This window comes from Achromobacter sp. 1011811831, assembly GCF_059760905.1.
In genome coordinates, this window is record NZ_JCBANG010000068.1 from 17,000 (window position 1) to 36,622 (window position 19,623).

Consider the following 19,623-nt stretch of genomic DNA (forward strand, 5'->3'; position numbering starts at 1 on the left):
TGCGTGGTCCGTTCCGGCGCCGCGCTCAGGTCACGGCGGCGCGGTGCTTGAACTCGGGCTTGTCCCAGGCGCGGGTATCGAGCACATCCTTCAGGACCTCGACGGCGTCCCAGACGTCGGCGTGGCCCAGGTACAGCGGCGTCAGGCCGAAGCGCAGCACCTCGGGCTCGCGGTAGTCGCCGATCACGCCGCGCGCGATCAGCGCCTGCATCACCTCGAAGCCGTTCGGGTGACGGAAGCTGACGTGGCTGCCGCGCAGCGCGTGCTCGCGCGGCGTGGCCAGCGTCAGCGGATGGCCGGCGCAGCGTTCCTCGACCAGCGCGATGAACAGATCGCCCAGCGCCAGCGACTTCTTGCGGACTTCGTCGATGCCGGCGGCGTGGGCGATGTCCAGGCCGCACTCGACCATCGACAGCGAGACGATGGGCTGCGTGCCGCACAGATAGCGGCGGATGCCGCCGGCCGGCTCGTAGGCCACGGTCATGTCGAACGGACGCTGATGGCCCCACCAGCCGGACAGCGGCTGCCAGAAATTGTCGGTGTGGCGCGGCGCCACCCAGATGAAGGCCGGCGCGCCGGGACCGCCATTGAGGTACTTGTAGGTGCAGCCCACGGCGAAGTCGGCCTTGGCGCCCTGCAGGTCCACCGGCACCGCGCCAGCTGCGTGCGCCAGGTCCCAGATCGCCAGCGCGCCGCGCTCGTGCGCCAGCGCCGTCACCGCGCGCATGTCGTGCATCTGGCCGCTGCGGTAGTTGACGTGCGACAGCAGCACCACGGCCACGGAATCGTCCAGCGCCCGCTCCAGCGGCAGCGCGTCATCGATCAGGCGCATCTCGTAGCCCTGCTGCAGCAGGTCGATCATGCCCTGGATCATGTACAGGTCGGTCGGGAAGTTGTCGCGCTCGGACAGGATCACGCGGCGGCCCGGCCTGGCCTGCTGCTGGATGCGCAGCGCGGCGGCCAGCGCCTTGAAGATGTTCAGCGAGGTGGTGTCGGTGATGACGACCTCGCCCTTGCCGGCGCCGATCAGGCCCGCCAGCTTGTCGCCCAGGCGGGCGGGCAGGTCGAACCAGCCGGCCGTGTTCCAGCTGCGGATGAGGCCCGCGCCCCACTCCTTGCCGATCACGTCGGCGGCGCGCGCCGCCGCGGTCCTGGGCAACACGCCCAGCGAGTTGCCATCCAGGTAGATCACGCCGGGCGGCAGGTCAAACTGGTTCTTGATGGATGCCAGCGGGTCGAGGCGGTCTGCGGCGACGCAGGCTTCGCGGGTATGCATGAAAACACTCCTGGAGACGAAAATTCTGCGTACATACTAGCAGCGCCCATCCGCCGAAAAGTTGCAAATCCGGGCGTGGCTTACCCTAGAATTTCGCAGTAAATTGCGTTCAGTAGAAAATATTCGGATTGGATTGCACGATGCAGATCGACGCGATAGACCGGCGCATCCTGAGCCGCCTCCAGGAGAACAGCCAGATCAGCAACCAGGAGCTGGCCGAACAGGTATCGCTGTCGCCATCGGCCTGCCTGCGCCGCGTCAGGGCGCTGGAGGAAGGCGGGCTGATCAAGCGCTACCGCGCCGTGCTGGACGCCGAGAAACTCGGCTTCGAGCTGGAAGCCATCGTCCACGTCGCGCTGGACCAGTCGCGCAGCGGCTGGCACGAGGAATTCCTGGCCGGCATCGCGCTCTACGACGAAATCACCGAGGCCAGCATCGTGACCGGCGCGTCCAACTACATCCTCACGGTGCGCGCGCGCAACCTGTCGGCCTTCTCTCAGTTCGTGGAAGACAAGCTGAGCAAGATCGCCGGCGTGCGCGACATCTGCTCGCACCTGGTCATGCGCAAGGTGAAGGATCGCAGCGGCATGCTGCCGCTGGCGGGCTGGCGCTAGCGCACTGCCCGGCTCCCCCTGCCCGGCCTCGCTCCCGGCCGGCATCCCGGGCTCAGACGACGCCCTGCCGCAGGAAGCCGAACACCGTGACGAAGTGGCAGGCCGTGCCGCCCATCACGAACAGATGCCAGATGCCGTGCGCGTGCGGCCAGCGCCTGCTGTTGGCGTAGAACACGGTGCCGGCGGAATAGACCGCCGCGCCGGCCAGCAGCCAGGCCAGGCCCGCCGTCGACAGCGAACCCGCGATGGGGATGGCGAAGGCCACGCCCAGCCAGCCCATGCCCAGGTATAGCGGCAGCGCCGGCGACGCGCCGCGCGACGACCACCACAGCTCGCGGGCGATGCCGGCCAGGGCCAGCAGCCAGATGCCCGCGCCGGCCGCCATGGACATTCCGTCGGGCTCGGGCACGAAGGCCAGCGGCGTGTAGGTGCCGGCGATCAGCAGATAGATGGCGCAATGATCGGCCTTGGCCCAGAAGGCCTTGCGCCGCCCGCGCGTCCAATGGAACAGCACGGACGAGGCATACACAGCGATCATCGACGCCGCGAACACCGCGCAGGCGGTCAGCTGCACCGCGTCGGCCTGGACCGTGGCGGCCCGCGACAGCAGCGCGCCCGACGCGGCCACGGCCAGCCCCAGGCCGGCCAGGTGGGTCGCGCCGTTGAATCGTTCACCCTTGTACATGCATGGCCTCCCGCCGACGCGCTGCCGGCGCTCGACCATCCTGCCGCCCGCATGTGACAAGGCCAAGTCAACGGGCCGGCCGCCGCTCAGCCAGAGGAATCCCCGCCTCCCTGCGTCGCCATCATGAGCACATCGACCCCGACCCCGCCCATGCCCGCCACGGCGCCGATGCGGGCGGCGCGCAGCGCGGAGCCCGAGCCCTCGCCTCGACCCGCGCCAGTGTCGGCCACGGAGTGCCGCGGCGCGCCCCCAAGCGGCGCTTCCGCCTCGTCATCCTCCATCAGCATGTCGACATTCTCATGCACCACGCCCTTGACGGCCCCGGACCAGATCTCCCGGCCCAGCTCCGCGCCCGAAGCGCCTTGATGATCCATCGCGTAGGACGCGGCCTCCAGCCCGGCGGCATCCGCCCCGGCACTCACGACCGCGCCGGCCAGCACCTTGAGTATGCCGTTCTCCGTCGCCGCGGGAATGATCGGAGACACGAATCCGTCGAGCCATCCCGACACGGCGCCTGACGTGGCGCCGGTCTGCATGGCGCGCGACAGGTCCGACCAGTTCCAGGCTCCGCCCGCCTTCGCCAGGTAGTCCAGGCCGGAAGTCCCCGCTCCGGTCGCCGCGCCGCTGACGGCGCCTCCGGTCGCGCCCACCATCATCTTGGTGGCGACGGTCTTGGCCAGGGATGCGCCGCTCTGGCGCTCAGCGGCCGAGGCAAGCTGTCCCCCTGCGATGTCGGCATCGCCTTCGACCGCCGTGTCCAGGCTGGCAACGGCGGCATCGGAGGCCCCGGCCGTCACCGCCGACGCGGCCACGCCCAGCACCGTCAAGGCGGCCATGCCCAGGTACATCCCGAACAGGCTCCAGCTGAAATGCCCGGTCGGATCGATGTGATTGAGCGGGCAATTGAGCTCGAAGGCATAGCGGTTCCAGACATCGGCGCGTTCGGGACGGCTTGATCCCAGCCGCGTGTCCGGCGTCAGGAACCTGCCGGCCGCGGGGTCGTAGCCGCGCGCGCCAAAATCGTACAGGCCTGTCTCGGCGTCCCAGATCCGGCCTTCGTAGCGTAACAGCTCGCCCGATGCCGGCAAGGGCAGGCCGAAGCCGTCGTAGGCCGTGCTGGACAGCAGCGCGCCGTTCTGGTCGAAACGATGCGTGATGTTGCCCTTGCGATCGCGTCGCAAGTAGTAGCGCTGAACCACGCCGCCCCGGGTCAGCAGGCAGGCGGCCTGTCCCAGCCGGTCGACCATAGCTTTCACGACCCGGACCTCGCCGTCGCGGCCCACCTGCTCCTGATAGGCCTGCCCCACGTAGTAGACCGTGCTGCCGTCGGCCCGCGTTTCCTTCACGCGCCGCCCGCGTTCGTCCGACCAGATGCGCCGCAGCAGCTCTTTGTTGCGCGTCACGCGCGCCAGGCGTCCGAGCCCGTCATAGCCGAATGAGAGCGTGCCGCCATCGGTCTCGAGGCTGGCGGTGCGCCCGCAGGCATCCTGCGTCGCGCGGCAGACCACCGCATCGCCCACCCGGATCAAGCGCGCGAAATGACCGTTGTAGTCGGAATACTGCCTGCCGTCCTTGGACAGCAGGTCGCCGCCGGGGCCATAGGCATAACGGCCATTGCCGCCGGGAAATCCCGGCACCTCGGCCGCCACCAGGCGTCTGTCGGCATAGGCGAAGGATTCGCTGCGCTGCATGACGCTCTCGGTTTCGCGCAGCAGCTGCCCGAGCGGATCGTATTCCATCGAAAATGACAAACGGGGCGCGTCGTCATCCACCACGATCCGTTCGCTGTAGCGCAGGCCCAGCGGGCTGTACTTATATTCCGCGCTGAGCCGCTCGCTCAGGTCCACCTTGCCCGGATTGCCCGTGGCCGAGGCCCGCTCCAGCGGATAGAAGAGCAGCGCGCCGTCCAGCTTCTGCCACTCCATCACCCCATAGGTGTAATACCGCTGCAGCGCGCTGCCGTCCGGATAGCGCTGCCACACCCGTCGTTTCAGGGGATCGAAGGTCGCGGCCATGACGAAGGGCGCCGGCGCGCCGGCGATCTCCGTGGTTTCGCCGCAGGTATTGCCATAGCAATCGTAGGCGTGGCGACGCGACAGCTCCGTGGACGCATCGGCCGCCAGGATCGTCACCGTGGCCAGCTTGCCGTTGCCATTGACCGAGGCGTCGTCGTAGGTCTGCCGGATCTCGCGCCCGTCGGACAGGCCACGGCGCGTGACGCGTCCCAGCGCGTCGTAGGCGTAGCGTTCGATGCCGCCCGCCGCGTCGGTGATCGACGCCAGCATGCCCGTGCCGGCATCATGCAGGTAGCTCAGGGCGTAGCCGTGGCCCGTCGTGTTCTGGTCCGGGTTGTCATAGCGCGTCTTGCGGCTCAACGAGTCATAGCCGATGGTATTGACCACGCCTGCGGGATCGGTGGCGCGCAGCATCCGGCCCAGCGCGTCGTAGACGAACCGGGTCTGCTCCCTGCCTCCGGCGCCGCCGTCGGCGCGCACCTGGCGCAACTCGCCGTGAAAGAAATGCGCCGCCGTTTCCCGCACATAGGCCTGTGGCGTGCCGGCCGCTTCCGTGACGATCTCCCGTTGGCCGGCGCGGTATTCCCAGGTCGTGACCGAGGACTCGCCGCCATTCCTGCCGACTGGCGTGTCCTGCCTGAGCGGCCTGCCCTGCGCATCGTAGGACCAGGTCACTTTCCACGGCGCCACCGCCTTCGTCAGGTCCGCCGCGAAGAACGGCAGGCTGCGGCTTGCAGGCTTGCCGCAAGCGGTATAGGTGGTCAATACGGCGATATTGCCTTGCGCGCGGCCGCTTTGCGTCGCGGCAAGCGCCACGCGCCCCAGGCCGTCGACATAGTGGCGTTCCCACACCGTGTCCGGCCGACCGCCGTCGGGAAAGGACTGCAGGACATCGCGCTGCGCGTACAAGCCGCCTTCGCCATCGTTCAGGTAATCCAGCGACTCCAGCGTCAGCACGGCCGCCTGGCCGAACGCCTGCGTGCCGGTGACGTGCGCCGTCACACGGTTCTCGTCGCGCTGCTTGCAACCCGCCGGCACCGGCCCCTGGCGGCACGCTGCGCGGCCAAAGCCATCCAGGGCCACGATATGCGTGAAGCCGTTGGCATCGCGTTCCGCCACCCTGCTGCCGAATCGCGGGTCGTAGCCGCATTCCAACGTCAGCGAGACCCCCTGTTCGTTGGCCGGCGCGATGATCTTCGCGGGATAGGTGTGGTAGACCGTCTCGTATTCGAACCGCGTCGTCGCGCCGCCCGGGCGCGTCTGGGCCGTGAGATTGCCGCGCGCATCGTGCTCAAGTTGCGTCTTCAGGAACACGTCATTGATGTTGTCCCAGCGGCTGATGCTGCGCACCGAGCAGGTCCCCGGCGCGTAGGTGCATGCCGTGAGCCGGTAGTCCCCGGGCCGGAACACAGACGGATCGCCGTCGCCGGCATTGGCCGAGAGTTTCTCGAACAAGGGATAGCCCAGCGCCCAGCGGCCGCGCGGGCCAGCGGTGTCATTCTGGAACTGGCGATGCGTGTGGACGACCTCATCCGTGGCCAGCGGCGCCACGGCGGGAAACGCGCCGACCGGGTTGACGGCATCCGGATCGATCCAGCTCACGTAGCCATGCCAGACGCTGCCAGTTGGATTGCCATAGGCGTCGTAGCGATGGCTGGTGGCCACCGCGTAGTCCTGCGCGCCCCCTTCGTAGTGCCAGGCCAAGGCCCCCATCTTCCGGACTTCCTGGACCTTGACCGTGGCCGTGGCCGTCGGCTGCACGGCCTGGTAGACGTGGACAGTGCGGCCGAGGCGCCGCACGGTGACCTTTCCGTCGGAACTGGTCGTAGCGACTTCGGCGCTTTCGCCGGCCAGGCGGCCCTGGTACGGGAAATCCTGCAAATAGCGCTGCACCCGCAGCAAGCCGGTGTCCAGGTCCGTGGTGGTCACCTTGGCAAACCCCTTCCACCCCCGGCCGGTCAGTCCGATGCGCGCGTCCTCGTATTGCATGGCGAAGCGGCGCTTGTAGGCATAGCGGTTCATCCTTGCGTCGCTGGACAGGGTGTATCCCGAGACCACGCATATGGCCCGGCCAATCACCTCCTGCGTCGGGAACTGTGCCGGCGATAGATGGGCGACGTAGCGCCGCGCGCTGGCATTGGGATAGGCGGCCGGCGCTCCGGGACGATAGACCGCGGGATTGCTCAAGGTCGAATAGGTGATGGAAATCACGCCACCCAGCGCGTTGTTGATCTGCCTGACCAGGTCCGGAATCTTGCCGTTGGAGGTCAGGGGCTGCACCTGCACGCTGTTCTGGCGGTCCAGGTAGGTATAGAGCAGATCCGCCTTGCCATCTCCGTTCGCGTCTCCAACCAGGTTGGCGAGCGCGGCGAAGGCGCCCCCCGTGTTGATCTCGGCGACCAGACGGAATTGCCCGTCGGGCATGGAGCCATATTCGGTCGCGTGCAATACGCCGCCGACATCCCGCCAGCAATTGACCAGGCAAGTCTGCGCGCCGCCATTCACGCCCATCGGCAGCAGGCTGGACGCCGATACGGATTGCCCAGGAAACGTGGAGGCGGGCCGCGCCACAAAACCGCCGTTCGCATCAGACAGGAACGACTGGATGCTCAGCACCGCCGAGGACTGGCTGACCTGGACCAGGTCCACGACCCCGTCGCCATTGGCGTCGGCTGGCAAGATCGCGACCTGATGCAGCGTCGACACGTTCAGGTTCGAGGACACCGCCTTGGAGAACAGCTTGATGCCATTCGGGGCGCTTTGATCGCCCTGCGAGACGAAGGAGGTGGCATTCAGCAACTGGTTGCGGTCGTTCCACAGCAGCACCATGTCCACCATGCCGTCGCCGTTGACATCGAACGCCAGCAACGCGTCGCGTTTCGCGGGCGCCTGCGACTGCGTGACCGTCGTGAGCGCGGTCGCGCTCAAGGCCACGCCGCCGCCCTGTGGCTTAGACAGATAGGTATCGAAAGCCAGCAGCCCCGACCGATTGCGATAGGCCACGACCATATCGGTGCGCCCGTCGGCATTCACGTCGATGGCATAGACATCGATCCACCCCTGCTGCCAGGGGTCCGATGTCACGGTGGTCTGCGGCTTCGCAAATCCCGTTCCCGTCGACAGGAACAGATCGAAGGCCAATTTCCCCTGCCGCGAATAGACAACGACCAGATCCGTCATGCCGTTGCCGTTGAAGTCTCCGGGGAAGATCTGGTATTGGTCCTTCTGATACCCCCCGAGCAGGCACGCCGTGCCGGCCGCGTACTGCGTCTGCTCATCCTTCACGCTTGCCAGGAAGGGCGTGGCCTGCAACACGCCGTTGCGGTCCGTGCTGATCTGAACGATATCCGTAATGCCATCGCCGTCAACATCCATCGGGATGGTCTGCAATACGCTGGTGCCGTTCAGCAACTTACTGGCGGGTTGCTTGACATTGAAGCCTGGCTTGTCAACGTCCTGCCATGCGGCCCGGACCAGCTCCAGCGCTTTTCCGTCCGCGCCGATGGCCGTGACGGATTCCAGGCAGCTCAGGCCAGTCACGGCGCCAAGGCGGTAGGCCAGGGCGTAAGTGCGCACGGGTATGTTGCCGGCCAGCGATACCCTGATAGAAGCCAACCGGTATGACGTAGTGACGGCATGACCGCCCAGGTAGGTGCGCAGCACATCGGGCCGGACTTCCGGGCCATATGTGAAGTCGACATGGCGATTGGCGGTCAGATCCGCGCGCACGGTGTAGACGATGCGTGACAGATAGAACGCACCGGTATCCTGGCTCGCCGCCACCGGCGTCTTGGTGTAGTGGTATTCGACCCGATTGCCATGCAGGTCCTCGGTCGCCGCGAGGGCCCAGACGCGCACGTGCTGGCTGTTCCCGGCCAGGATGAGGCTATCCGGCGTGGTGCCGTACTCGCGCTTGGACCCGTTCTTCAGATAGACGACGAAGCCATCCCGCGGGGTCTGCCCGGCCACGGCCTTGGACCAGTCATGGACTTCGGCGTAGTACACCGTTCCCGGCTGTCCATACTGGCCGTCCACCGCGATCAGCCGTTGCCCATCGAGCACATATCTGTCGTCCAGTCCGTAGTCGATGCAGCCGTTGAAGCCATCGACATCCCACGTCGCCTTGCTGCGCGTGATCGCCGAAAGCCCCGCCAGGCTCCATCCCACGCCCACCACGCCATTGCCCTGATGATGCCCGTAGGCCAGGCCAAGGCGTGGATGGGCGCCCGCGATACCGGGTGGCACGTCTATGGGCAATACGTATGTCGCCTGCCCATTGGCGTCCACCTCGAACCTGCCTTGCCGGATGCCCGCCGCGGAAGGGATGATAGCCATGACGGGTCGCCTCAGCGTTGGATCTGATTGGGCGCGCCCTTGATATCCCAGACCTGATAGGACTCCGGATAGCCGCCCGACTGGTTCGCCACCGCATAGCATGTTTGGGCCCCGGGCAGCAGCCAGACCGTCACATCCAGCGGAGCCTTCGAACCCTTGTCAGTCCAGACCACGTTGCCGCTCTCGACCGTGACCTTCGTGCACAGATCCTGCCTGACGCACATCAGCTCTGGATACTCTTCCGGCTCTGGCGGACTCTTGAAATCCGGAACAGCAATGCTGCCCAGCGCGATATAGCCGGGTGGCGCCATCAAGTTGTAGATCCCGAGATTGCTCGATTGATCATCGTCCACGCACGTCCAGGCCTGCACGAGCAGGGTAGGCGGCGCCAGCGGCGGCGGCAGCGGCGGTTCCTCGCCCGTACTTGGCGTTTCCGTGGCCTGTACGACCCATATGGGGCCCGCAGGCGAAGGCGGGTTGTTGTAGTTCGGCGTCGCGTACATGCCCAGATAGCACCATCCGTCTGGCGGCAAGGGCCGCCAGAACGATACCCCCAGCGTCGCCTTCGATCCTTTGTCCGTTACTTGATCGATCTCATCGAATTGCTGGCAGGACATGAAGTTCAAGAAAGAATCAGCCATACACACCTCTCGAGAAAATGAAAGTTTTCACATGAACGAGCGGTATTGCGGTAGTGCTTGGCTTGCGCGCCCAGGGCCAGGACTTTGGCCGGGGCGGTGGAGAATCAAGCTCTGAAGAGCGAGCCTGAGAAAGGACACTGCCGGTTCAATATACAGAGCAATTTGTGAATAAGTTTGCGGAAACGCAAAATCCAGCGCCATCGAAATCGGACTGTGGATTTCCAGCACATTCACGGATTCTCACCACGTGAATGCGGCCGCATCGCGTCCGTCCGCGGACTTGCCCGGGACGGACGCGCATGCCCGCGCAACAGGGCCTACCCGATGAAATCCACCGCCGCCGGATAACCCTCGATCGCGCGCGCAGCCAGGATCGCGCGCTGCACCGCCAGCGCCGTGGCCTCGGCGGCCAGCACGCCCAGCAGCATCACGTTGGCGGCCTTGTCCGACACGCCCGTGCCCAGCGCGAAGATCGTGTCGCCATCCAGCATGGTGTGGATGGGATTGATGGTGCGGGCCAGCCCGTCGTGCGCCATCTGCGCCATCTTCTGCGCCTGGGCCTTGGTCAGCTTGACGTCGGTGGCCACCACGCCGATGGTGGTGGCCGCGCCGGCGCGCATGGACTTGGGCAGGTCGCCCGCCAGGATCGCCGCGCGCGTGTCCAGCAAGGCGCGCCCGTCCGCCGTGCGCGCGCCGGCCAGGATGCGGCCGTTGGCAGGATCGAGCACGTCGCCGACCGCGTTGACCGCGATCAGCGCGCCGACCGTCACGCCGCCCACTGTCAGCGACGCGCTGCCGATGCCGCCCTTCATGGCGCGCTGCGGACCGTACAGCTTGCCCACCGTGGCGCCGGCGCCCGCGCCGACGTTGCCTTCCTGGACAGGGCCGGCGCTCGCGGACTTGCAGGCCTGGTAGCCCGCCGCCGCGTCCGGCCGCACCGAGGCGTCGCCCACGCCCAGGTCGAACAGGATCGCCGCCGGCACGATGGGCACATGGGCCACGCCCACGTCGAAGCCGATCTTGCGTTCTTCCAGATAGCGCATCACGCCGCCGGCCGCGTCCAGGCCGAACGCGCTGCCGCCGGCCAGCATCACGGCGTGCACCTTCTCGACCATGTTGGACGGATTGAGCAGGTCGGTCTCGCGCGTGCCGGGCGCCGCGCCGCGCACGTCCACGCCCGCCGTGGCGCCGGCCTCGGCGATGATCACCGTGCAGCCGGTCGGCCGCCGCGTGTCCGTGTAGTGTCCGACTTTCAGCCCCGGCACCTGGGTGATCGACCCGCCGCCCGGCGTCAGCCGTAGTCCTCCTCCGCCCTGCGCGGGCACGCTGCCCGCCAGCGCGGCCACGCCCGCCGCCGCCATCATGAACTTCCTCCTGTTCAATCGCTGTTCCACATCGTCTCCTTGAGGTGCTGCCTGCGTGGTTCCGGAAAGCCGGGGTTCCGAAGATTCTCTTTATATCTGGAAGTTATATTTTCACTATTTCTTATGCTTTGTGGAAAAATAGACGCATTGTTAGAGTGCGGCTACGCTGGAGTGCGCCCTGAACCACAGGCCGCTCCTCCAGGCCCCAATACCCGTGGAGCATCGCCAATGAAACTCTTCCGTACGCTGTTCGTCGCCGGCCTGGTCCAGGTCGCCGCCCTCTCCGCCGCCCACGCCCAGTCGGGCCTGGACCAGATCAAGTCCGCCGGCGTGCTCAAGTTCGGCACCGAGGGCACCTACGCCCCCTTCACCTATCACGAGGCATCGGGCCAGCTGGTCGGCTTCGACGTGGACATCGGCCGCGCCATCGCGCAGCGCCTGGGCGTGAAGGCCGAGTTCGTCGAAGGCAAGTGGGACGGCCTGATCGCCGGCCTGGACGCCAAGCGCTACGACGCGGTCATCAACCAGGTCGGCATCACCGACGCGCGCAAAGCCAAATACGATTTCTCGGACGCCTACATCTCGTCCGCCGCGGTGCTGATCGTGCGTGACGACAATACCACCATCAAGTCCTTCGAGGACCTGAAGGGCCGCAAGTCCGCCAACACGCTGACCAGCAACTTCGGCAAGCTGGCGCAGCGCCACGGCGCCGACCTGGTCGCCGTGCAGGGCTTCAACGAATCCATCGACCTGCTGACCTCGGGCCGCGTCGAGGCCACGGTCAACGACAACCTGTCGTACCTGGACTTCAAGAAGCAGAAGCCCAACGCCAAGGTCAAGATCGCCGCCACCGACAAGGCCGCCGAGTTCAGCAGCTCGGGCGTGCTGCTGCGCAAGGGCAACCCCGAGCTGGTCGCCGCCATCAACAAGGCCCTGGCCGACATCAAGGCCGACGGCACCTACAAGACCATCTCGGTCAAGTACTTCGGCACCGACGTGTCGGCGCAGTAAGCCGCGGGTCCGCCCATGACGCTACCCACCTGGTTGCAGGCCGCCCTGCCCGACGCGCTGCTGGCGCAGATCAATGGCTGGGCGGCGCCGGCCTGGGCGCAGCTGATGGCGGACTCGTTCTGGCCGCTGCTGCATGCCGGCCTGGTGTTCACGGTGCCGCTGACGCTGGCCTCGTTCGCGCTGGGCCTGGCGCTGGCCTTCGTGGTGGCGCTGATCCGGCTGTTCGGCCCGGCGCCGCTGGTGACGGTGGTGCGCTTCTATGTCTGGCTGGTGCGTGGCACGCCGCTGCTGGTACAGCTGTTCGTGATCTTCTACGGCCTGCCCAGCGCCGGCATCGTGCTGGATCCGCTGCCCGCCGCGCTGATCGGCTTCACGCTGAACGTGGGCGCCTACAACTCCGAGGTCATCCGCGCGGCCATCGAATCGATCGCCAAGGGTCAATGGGAAGCCGCGTATTCCTTGAGCATGACGCGCGCGCAGGCCCTGCGCCGCACCATCCTGCCGCAGGCGGCGCGCGTGGCGGTGCCGCCGCTGTCGAACTCCTTCATCTCGCTGGTGAAGGACACCTCGCTGGCCGCTGTGCTGACCGTGCCCGAGATCTTCCAGGCCGCCCAGCGCATCGCCGCCGTCACCTATGAGCCGCTGATCCTCTACACCGAGGCGGCGCTGATCTACCTGGCATTCAGTTCCGTCCTGTCGGCCCTGCAGGTCCGCCTGGAGCGGCGCTTCGGCCAGCATGCCGTGTTTTCCGAGAAGAACCGATGATCCGCCTGGAAAAGATCGAGAAAGCCTTCGGCGGCAATCCCGTCCTCAAGCAGGTGGACGTGGCCATCGCCGAAGGCAGCGTGACCGCGCTGATCGGCCCGTCCGGCAGCGGCAAGAGCACGCTGCTGCGCTGCGTGAACCTGCTGGAGACGCCCGACCGAGGCACGCTGTCCATCGGCCCCGAGACCGTGCAGTTCCAGCCCGGCCAGAAACTGGGCCGCGAGCAGGTGCTGCGCGTGCGCAAGCAGACCGGCATGGTGTTCCAGAACTTCCAGCTGTTCCCGCACCAGACCGTGATCGGCAACGTCATGGAAGGGCTGGTCACGGTACAGAAATGGTCCGCCGACCGCGCCCGCGCGCGCGCCGAGGAGCTGCTGCGCAAGGTCGGCATGCAGGACAAGGCCGACGCCTGGCCGGCCAACCTGTCCGGCGGCCAGCAGCAGCGCGTGGCCATCGCCCGCGCGCTGGCGCCGGCGCCGCGCGTGCTGCTGTGCGACGAGCCGACCTCGGCGCTGGACCCCGGCCTGGCCGCCGAGGTGGTCGAGGTGCTGCGCCAGCTGGCCGCAGAAGGCATGACCATGCTGATGGCCACGCACGACCTGCGCCTGGCCGCCAGCGTGTCGCGCGAAGTGGTGTTCCTGCTGGACGGCGCGGTGATCGAGTCCGGCTCGTCCAAGACCGTGTTCACGCAGCCGCGCGACCCGCGCACGGCCACCTTCATCTCCACCCTGACGCAGGAAGCGGGCGGCTGAGGCCTACTTGCCCAGCGTCATGCCGCCGTCGATGGTGACGACCGCGCCGGTCATGAACAGGAATGGCGGCTGGGCCAGCGCGATCATAGCAGCGGCGATCTCCTGGGTCGTGGCCAGGCGATTCAGCGGATGCATGGCCGCCAGCTTGCGCTCGTCCAGTTCGCCCGCCTCGATCGACCGCTGGATCATCGGCGTCTTGACGTAGCCCGGCGCCACGGCGATCACGCGGATGCCATCCTCGGCCCACTCATTGGCGAGCGAGCGCGTCAAGGTCGCCACGCCCGCCTTCGACACCGCGTAGTGGGCGCGGCCCTTCATCATCACCATGCCCGCCACCGACGCGATGTTGACCACCACGCCGCCGCGCGCGCGCAGCGCTTCATACAGCGCATGCGCGCAGTGGAACGTGCCGTTCAGGTTGACCGCCATCACCTGAGCCCATTCGGCGGGATCCTTGCGCGCGACCGGATCGCGGCTGCCGGCGATGCCGGCGGCGTTGATCAGCAGGTCGACTCCATTCAACCGGGACGCGGCGGCCGCCACCGAGGCGTAGTCGGCCACGTCCACCGGCGGCTCGCCACCCGTCGCGTGGCGGTCCCACACGACGACGCGCCAGCCCTGGTCGCGCAACTGGCGCGCGCACTCCTCGCCGATGCCGCTGGCGCCGCCGGTGACGACGGCGATCCGGGTTTTATCCTTGCCCATGGTCCTGTCTCCTTGTCTGTTCCGAAGCGCGCGTTCAGGCGCGCGATGACGCGGCCGCCCGATGCGCGCCGCCGAGATTGCGCACGCAGACGACCGCCAGCGCGGCGCTGGCCAGCGTCGTCAGCGCGAATATCCGCGCGGCCAGCGCCCACTGCCCGCCGGTCGCCTGCATGACCCAGCCGGTCAGCGTCGGACCGAAGAAGCCGCCCAGCGAGCCGATGGTCGTGACCAGCGCCAGAGGTCCGGCATGGGCGCCGATGCGGTTCTGCAACGCCGTGTTCAGCGGCCCGTAGTAAGCGATGGTGTAGCCGGTGATGATGGACACCGCGGCCAGGAACAGCGCCAGCGACACGGTCGCCGCGACGGGCAGCAGCAGGAAGCCGCCGCTGCCGATCAGGCAGACCACGGCCAGGTGCCAGCGGATGTCGCCGCTGCGCTCGCTGCTGCGCCCGACCACATAGCTGAAGGCCAGCGCCACCACGTTCGGGATCATCAGCAGCGCGCCGATTTCCAGCGGCGTGATGCCGTACAGGTTCTTCAGGATGGTCGGCAGGAAGTACGCCAGCGCGAAGGTGGCCGCATAGGCGCTCAGGAGGATCAGCAGCAGGCCCCATAGCAAGGGCTGGCGGAACACGGCGAAGCCGTGGGTCCAGGGCAGGCTCCCGGCCGGCTGGCGCGGCGCGGCCTCGGCCTCCATTACGGCGCGCAGGCCGCGCCGCTGCGCGTCGCTCAGCCAATGGGCTTCCTCGGGCGTGGCTGGCAGCAAGCGCAGGATCAGCAGGCCCAGCAACACGGTCGGCAGGCCCTCCAGCAGGAACAGCCAGCGCCAGCCCTGCATGCCCAGGTCGATCTTCAGCAGGACGCCGGCCAGCGGGCCGCCGAATATCATGGCCAGCGGCAGCGCCATGATGAACACGGCGTTGATCCGGCTGCGAAAGCGCGGCGGGATCCACGATGCCAGGTAGAAGTTCACGGCGGGGATGAAGCCGCCTTCGGCGACCCCGAGCAGGAAGCGCAACACGTAGAACGACGTCACGCCCTGCAGCGCCGCCATCAGGCAGGACACCAGCCCCCAGGCCAGGAACATGAACGCCAGCCAGCGCCGGACGCCGAAGCGCTGCAGCGCGAGGTTGGCCGGCACGCAGACGCTGGCGTAGCCGAAAAAGAACAGGCCCGCGCCCAGGCCGTAGGCGGCCAGCGAGATGCCCAGGTCGGCGCCCATCTGCAGCTGGGCATAGCTGATGTTGGTGCGGTCGAGGAAATTGAGCAGGTAGCCCGCGAACAGCAGCGGCAGCACCCGGTTCCTGAACAGGGCGACCGCCTGCGTCGCCCCCGCTATGTCTTCGTTTCGCAGCATGGTTGTCTCCTCGTGCTTCCGGCTTGGGGGCTATGCGCCTGGTTGTTGGTGAAGTGATAGTGCGCAGGCGCGGTCCAGCACGCCCGCGCCCGGCCAGGCATCGCCGCGCCAGGCCACGTGCTGGTCGGGGCGGATCAGGGTCAGGCGGGCCGGATACAGGCTCGCGATCGCGCCTTCGGCGGGCTGGATCACGGTCAGCGGGATGCCCGCGCGCCGGGCATCGACCCGGGCCGCCGCGATGTCGTCCAGCGACGCCGAGGCCGCCAGCAGCGTGTAGCCCTGGCCGAAATGGTCGTACAGGGAACTGCCGTCGTGCAGCCAGGCATGCGGGGCCAGCGCGCCCGGCCTGGAGGTCGGCACGTAGTTGATGAAGTCCGGCTCCGGACGCGGGCCGGACTCGTATGTGATCACGGGCGAATCCTCGTACTGGTAGCCCAGCACCACGCCCAGGGTCGCGAACTCGCGCATCTTGGCGGCCTGGATGCGCCCGCCAACCTCGCGCCGGATCCGTTGCCCGCGCTCGCCGTCATCTTCGATGCCGTCGGCCAGCAGCTGGTTGCCCAGGACCGCGTGGTTGCGCTCGGCCTCGTCCATCACCCATTGATGCACCGGGCGGCGCTCGGCCTCGTAGCTGTCGAGCAGGCCCGGTCCGGCCCAGCCCTGCAGCACGGCGGCCAGCTTCCAGCCCAGGTCGACGCTGTCGGCGATGCCCATGTTCATGCCATAGCCGCCGAAGGGCGGATGCAGGTGGCAGGCGTCGCCCGCCAGGAACACCCGCCCCTTGCGGTAGCGGTCTCCCAACAGCTTGCTGGCGACCCATTCGTCGCTGCTCAGCACCTGATAGGGCAGGTCTATGCCCGTCGCCCGCGCGATCAACGCCCGCTCATCGGCCACACCCGCCTGCCGCGCCGCATCGACGTGCGTGGGCATGAAGAACCAGGTGTCGCCCCGGTCCATGGGGCCGATCAGGCTGGGAGCGTCGCGATTCACCTGCCAGTACATGATGGCCGGCCCGTGGCGGTGCGCGCGGTCCAGGCCAGGCGCGCTGAACACGATATTGCGGTTGCGCGACAGGCCGTACTCACCCAGCATGCGGGTGCCGATCAGGTCACGCACCCGGCTGCGCGCGCCGTCGGCGCCAACCAGGTAGTCGGCACGGACCGACGATTCCGCGCCGCCCGACAGATCGCGCAGCCTGGCCCGCACGCCGTCCGCGTCCTGGCTCAGGTCCAGCAGTTCGCAGCAGAAGCGGATCTCGACGCCCGGCAACGACTGCGCATGCTCGCGCAGCACGCCCTCGACCGTGTATTGCGGAATCCATTGCGCATGTTCGGAATACAGCGGATTGCGTCCGGGCGCGCAGTACATGGCGTTCTCGTGCCTGGCCAGTTCGAAGCCGGCCAGGCGCGTGCAGAACACCACATTGGACGGGTAATCCACGCCCAGCGGCGAGGCGGCCCGCAGCCGGTCCGCGATGCCCCAGCGCCGCAAGTGCTCGCGCGTGCGGACATTGGTGGTCTTGGCGCGCGGCGCGTATCCCACCCGGTCGTTGCGCTCGACCACCAGGCAGGCGATCCCGCGCTGCCCCAACTCGATCGCCAGGCTCAGGCCTGCCGGCCCGGCGCCCACGATCAGAACCCGTGGCGATGCTTGCTGTTCCACCCTGCCGTCCCCCTGGTCGCCCGCTATGTTGCGGGACTGCGGCGTATCTTAGATAGCCCCCATCGATACAAAAAGATGGCAAAATTTCCAGGCCGATATCAAATCTGTATCACTCTGACCATGAAGCTGAACGCGCTGCGCGATTTCCTGGCCGTCGCCGAACGCGGCGGCGTGCGGGCGGCGGCCCGCCACCTGGGGCTGGCGCAGCCGGCCATTTCCCGCAGCATCGCGGAACTGGAAAAGGAACTGGGCGCGGCGCTGTTCGAGCGCCACGCCAAGGGCGTGCAGCTCACGCCGGTCGGGCAGGCCTTCCTGCGCCGCGCCACCGCCATCCACCATGAGATCCAGCGCGCCCGCGACGAGGCGGGCCAATTGCGCGGGGCCGTCAACGGACGCGTCACGCTGGGCATGTCCACCGCCCCGCACCTGGAACTATTCCCCGACGTGCTGCCGGCGTTCCGCGCGCGCTTTCCCGACATCCACCTCGAAGTCGTCGACGGCGTCTATCCGCTGGTCGAGGGCGCGCTGCTGGACGGCTCCATGGATTTCTACGTCGGCCCGGCGCCCGCGCGCGTGCCGGGCGAGCTGCGGGTCGAGAAGCTGTTCGACAATACCCGCGTCATCCTGGGCCGCAAGGGCCATCCGCTGGCGCAGGCGAAATCGCTGCGCGAGCTGGCCGACGCCCACTGGATCACCACGTCCATCACCCACAAGGCCGAGGAAGAACTGGGCCCGCTGTTCGAGAAGCATGGCCTGCCCGCGCCGAAGCTGGCGATGCGGGCGCAATCCGCGCTGACCTTCCTGACGGCGCTGCCCAGCTCGGACCTGCTGATGATGCTGCCGGTCCAATGGCTGCGCTACCCGCTGCTGCGGGACACATTCCAGGAAATCAAGGTCAGGGAGAAACTGCCCGCGCCGCCCGTGTGCATCGTCCAGCGCACCGGACTGCCGCTGACGCCGGCGGCCGAACACTACTGCACGCTGCTGCGGCGCGCCGCCGGGCACATCCGCAAGCGTTAGCGCCCGCTGGCGCTCAGGCAAACGCCGACAAGACGCCCGGGCCGCGCGTTCAGCGCGGCGGCAGCGAGCCGGCCGGATCCACCGCCTGGCCGTCGTAGCGCAGCTCGAAATACAGGCCGACCTGCTTGCTGTCGCTATTGCCCATTTCGGCGATCTTCTGGCCCTGGGTCACGCGCTGCCCTTCCTTGACCAGCAGTTTGCTGTTGTGCGCGTAGATGCTGAGGAAGCTGGCGTTGTGCTTGACGATCACCAGGTGCCCGTAGCCGCGCAGGCCGCTGCCCGAATAGGCCACGGTGCCGGCGGCCGCGGCCACCACCGAGGTGCCCGAGGCATTGGAGATCACGATGCCGTTCGAGGCCGAGCCGTCGTAGCCACGCGTCACCTTGCCCTGGGCCGGCCACACCAGCGAGATCGCGCCCGGCGGCGCGGTGCGCCGGCGCGTCGGCTGCGCCGTGGCCTGGCGTCCGCCGCCCGACGGCTTGGCGCGCGCCCGGCTGGGCTGGGACGTGGCCTGCTGGCCGGCCGGCGCCTCGACCCGCAAGGTCTGGCCGACTTCGATCGCGTTGGAATTCGACAGCTTGTTCCAGCGCACCAGGTCGCTGACGCCGACGCCCTGCTTGCGCGCGATCTGCGTCAGCGTGTCGCCCGACTGCACCCGGTAGTAGCCCGGCTGTACCTTGGTCGTGCCGCAGGCCGCCAGCAAGGCCAGCAGCGCCGCCACGCAGGCAACGCGTATCCAGGAAACCAGGCGCGGATGAGGACTGGCCCGATCGGAAACGGGCGCTGAAAAGGCGGGATGCAGAGCGGTCGGCAAGGGCACTGAAGACGGGCGGCGAAGGCGGATGTGGAACCGGAGGCGCACCCCGCACGGGGCGCGCCCCTGGACGCAGGCAGGCCTTAGCGTACCAAGATTTTAGGACGCCGGCGCGGCCCGCCCACCGCACGCTTCCCCCCAAGGCCGTGTATAACGCGCAAAATGGGGAGAGGACGCAATCTCGCCGTAATAGACCAATAAGACACGATCGCTCGCAAGGATAGCCATGGGCCAGCCCGACACCCGACCACGCCAGCCGCTCTGCCTGCTCTGGGCCATCCCCTATCTGCTGTGCGCCGCGTTCTCGCATCTGTTCAACGACCCGGTCAGCCATGCCAGCTTCGTCTGGCTGCCTTCGGGCGTGGCGGTGGGCGCCTACCTGCTGACGGCCCGCCGCCACTGGCCGATGCTGATGGCTGGCCTGTTCTGCGCGCAGCTCATCCTGACCTTCATCTGGCGCGGGCAGGCCGCCACCGCGCTGGTGTTCGCCATCACGGCGGCGCTGTCCTCGCTGCTGGCGGCCTGGACCGTGCAGCGCCTGACGCCGCGCGAGGGCGACGTGGGCTTCGTGGCGGCGCTGCTGGCCGGGGCCGTCGCGGGCGCGGCC

Annotated in this window: 15 protein-coding genes; 6 read left to right on the forward strand and 9 right to left on the reverse strand. The window is 67.9% G+C overall.

The annotated features are described in order from the left end of the window. Positions 1-25: 25 nt before the first annotated feature. A complete protein-coding gene (gene kynU / locus AC6LJ9_RS22105) occupies positions 26-1,276 on the reverse strand; it encodes a kynureninase (RefSeq protein WP_498149204.1) in 1,251 nt (416 codons plus the stop codon). Between the two features lie 140 nt (positions 1,277-1,416). Between kynU and AC6LJ9_RS22110 the strand changes: the two genes are divergently transcribed. After that, positions 1,417-1,890: an Lrp/AsnC family transcriptional regulator gene (locus tag AC6LJ9_RS22110; protein ID WP_212314931.1), complete on the forward strand. Its 474-nt coding sequence runs from the start codon at positions 1,417-1,419 to the stop codon at positions 1,888-1,890. A 52-nt stretch (positions 1,891-1,942) separates the two neighbouring features. Here AC6LJ9_RS22110 and trhA read toward each other — a convergent pair whose 3' ends face one another. The 4 genes from trhA to AC6LJ9_RS22130 form a co-directional block, all read right to left on the reverse strand. Next, positions 1,943-2,575: a PAQR family membrane homeostasis protein TrhA gene (trhA, locus tag AC6LJ9_RS22115; RefSeq protein ID WP_498149205.1), complete on the reverse strand. Its 633-nt coding sequence runs from the start codon at positions 2,573-2,575 to the stop codon at positions 1,943-1,945. 86 nt (positions 2,576-2,661) lie between these two features. Beyond that, complete coding sequence (locus AC6LJ9_RS22120) at positions 2,662-8,925, reverse strand: FG-GAP-like repeat-containing protein (protein WP_498149206.1); 6,264 nt, start codon at positions 8,923-8,925, stop codon at positions 2,662-2,664. A gap of 11 nt (positions 8,926-8,936) precedes the next feature. Next, positions 8,937-9,566 (reverse strand): Vps62-related protein, encoded by a 630-nt coding sequence (locus AC6LJ9_RS22125; protein WP_498149207.1) that lies wholly within the window; start codon positions 9,564-9,566, stop codon positions 8,937-8,939. Between the two features lie 317 nt (positions 9,567-9,883). Then, a complete protein-coding gene (locus tag AC6LJ9_RS22130) occupies positions 9,884-10,960 on the reverse strand; it encodes a P1 family peptidase (RefSeq protein ID WP_498149208.1) in 1,077 nt (358 codons plus the stop codon). A 198-nt stretch (positions 10,961-11,158) separates the two neighbouring features. Here AC6LJ9_RS22130 and AC6LJ9_RS22135 point away from each other — a divergent pair, with 198 nt between their 5' ends. The 3 genes from AC6LJ9_RS22135 (at position 11,159) to AC6LJ9_RS22145 (ending at position 13,458) form a co-directional block, all read left to right on the forward strand. Continuing rightward, the gene (locus AC6LJ9_RS22135) at positions 11,159-11,941 is read left to right on the forward strand and encodes an amino acid ABC transporter substrate-binding protein (RefSeq protein WP_498149209.1); all 783 of its coding nucleotides are present in this window, start codon (positions 11,159-11,161) and stop codon (positions 11,939-11,941) included. 105 nt (positions 11,942-12,046) lie between these two features. Next, a complete protein-coding gene (locus AC6LJ9_RS22140) occupies positions 12,047-12,706 on the forward strand; it encodes an amino acid ABC transporter permease (protein ID WP_498149218.1) in 660 nt (219 codons plus the stop codon). After that, the gene (locus tag AC6LJ9_RS22145; protein WP_498149210.1) at positions 12,703-13,458 is read left to right on the forward strand and encodes an amino acid ABC transporter ATP-binding protein; all 756 of its coding nucleotides are present in this window, start codon (positions 12,703-12,705) and stop codon (positions 13,456-13,458) included. Before AC6LJ9_RS22140 ends, AC6LJ9_RS22145 begins: the two co-directional genes overlap by 4 nt. 3 nt (positions 13,459-13,461) lie before the next feature. On the opposite strand, the gene AC6LJ9_RS22150 is transcribed toward AC6LJ9_RS22145, so the two are convergent. The 3 genes from AC6LJ9_RS22150 to AC6LJ9_RS22160 are packed head-to-tail and all read right to left on the reverse strand — an operon-like array spanning position 13,462 to position 17,182. After that, complete coding sequence (locus AC6LJ9_RS22150; protein WP_498149211.1) at positions 13,462-14,163, reverse strand: SDR family NAD(P)-dependent oxidoreductase; 702 nt, start codon at positions 14,161-14,163, stop codon at positions 13,462-13,464. A 34-nt stretch (positions 14,164-14,197) separates the two neighbouring features. After that, positions 14,198-15,520, reverse strand: a complete 1,323-nt coding sequence (locus AC6LJ9_RS22155) for an MFS transporter (protein WP_498149212.1) — start codon at positions 15,518-15,520, stop codon at positions 14,198-14,200. 30 nt (positions 15,521-15,550) lie between these two features. Then, positions 15,551-17,182 carry an FAD-dependent monooxygenase gene (locus tag AC6LJ9_RS22160; RefSeq protein ID WP_498149213.1) on the reverse strand — a complete coding sequence of 544 codons (1,632 nt, stop codon included), beginning with the start codon at positions 17,180-17,182 and terminating at the stop codon, positions 15,551-15,553. A gap of 120 nt (positions 17,183-17,302) precedes the next feature. On the opposite strand from AC6LJ9_RS22160, the gene AC6LJ9_RS22165 reads away from it, so the two are divergent. Beyond that, entirely contained in the window at positions 17,303-18,202 is a 900-nt protein-coding gene (locus tag AC6LJ9_RS22165; RefSeq protein ID WP_498149214.1) for a LysR substrate-binding domain-containing protein, read from the forward strand. 49 nt (positions 18,203-18,251) lie between these two features. Here the strand turns inward: AC6LJ9_RS22165 and AC6LJ9_RS22170 are convergent, their stop codons facing one another. Beyond that, on the reverse strand, positions 18,252-18,938 hold the full coding sequence (locus AC6LJ9_RS22170; RefSeq protein ID WP_498149219.1) for a peptidoglycan DD-metalloendopeptidase family protein: 687 nt from the start codon (positions 18,936-18,938) through the stop codon (positions 18,252-18,254). A gap of 304 nt (positions 18,939-19,242) precedes the next feature. On the opposite strand from AC6LJ9_RS22170, the gene AC6LJ9_RS22175 reads away from it, so the two are divergent. After that, the coding region (locus AC6LJ9_RS22175) for an MASE1 domain-containing protein (RefSeq protein WP_498149215.1) at positions 19,243-19,623 on the forward strand (381 nt) is incomplete at its 3' end.